Annotated in this window: 1 protein-coding gene; it reads right to left on the bottom strand. The window is 68.1% G+C overall.

Translation table 11 applies throughout. The features are described 5' to 3' along the window. Nucleotides 1–1,139, bottom strand: a 1,139-nt coding sequence (locus tag ACWC9R_RS37080) for a beta-ketoacyl synthase N-terminal-like domain-containing protein (protein ID WP_450738287.1), incomplete at both ends; no start/stop codon positions are given.

Below are 1,139 nucleotides of genomic sequence, written 5' to 3'. Positions count from 1 at the left end.
ACCACGGCCAACACCCGATGACCGTTACGCCTGGCGTCCGACAAGCGCTCCACCACCAGCACACCAGCACCCTCAGCCCAACCGGTGCCATCCGCAGCGTCCGAGAACGCCTTGCACCGGCCATCAGCAGCGAGACCGCCCTGAAGACTGAACTCGACAAAGGCTCCGGGGTTGCCCATGACCGTCACACCACCGGCGAGGGCGAGGTCGCATTCGCCCGAGCGCAGGGACTGCGCCGCCAGGTGCAGGGCGACCAGCGACGAGGAACACGCCGTGTCCACAGTCACTGCAGGCCCCTCAAGACCCAGCGCATACGACACCCGCCCCGACACCACAGCGCCCGAGCTTCCGGTGAGCAAGTGGCCCCCGAGGCCTTCCGGAGCCTCCCGCAGCCCAGCCCCGTAGCCCGAAGCACTGGCACCGACAAAGACACCGGTTCGGCTGCCCTTGACCGAAGTGGGGCTCACGCCCGAGCGTTCGAGAGCTTCCCAGGAGGTTTCCAACAGCAGGCGCTGCTGGGGGTCGATCGCGACGGCTTCACGTGGGCTGATGCCGAAGAACGCCGGATCGAACTGGGCGGCATCACGCAGGAATCCGCCCGAGTGCGTTCGGCTCGCACCTGCCTGGTCGGCGTCGTTCCCAAAGAGGGAATCGAGGTCCCAGCCACGGTCCGTGGGGAATCCGGAGATGGCGTCTTCGGCTCCGGCCACCAGCCGCCACAGGTCCTCGGGACTGGCCACACCACCGGGAAGCCGGCAGCTCATCCCGACGATGACCACCGGATCGTCCGACACGGAAGCCCTCACCGGCAGGTCGGACGCCACACCCGACACCGCCCCGAACAGCTCACCATCCAGAAAGCGCGCCAGGTCGACCGGCGTCGGATAGTCGAAGACCAGAGTGGCGGGCAGCCGCAGACCGGTCTCGGCATTCAGTCCGTTGCGCAGCTCGACGGCAGTGAGCGAGTCGAATCCCAAGTCCCGGAATGTGCCGCCGCTTTCGAGGCCGGCAGATGCGGTGTAGCCGAGGACTGCCGCAGCGTGGGTACGCACCAGCTCCAGCAGCGCCCGCTCCCGCTCCACAACCGACAGCCCCGCCAAACGCTCCCGCACCACCCCGACACCGGAACCCTCACCACC

The organism is Streptomyces sp. NPDC001219, assembly GCF_053597915.1.
The sequence above is the reverse complement of the archived record's forward strand: the minus strand, read 5'-3'. Positions and strand labels throughout refer to the sequence as shown.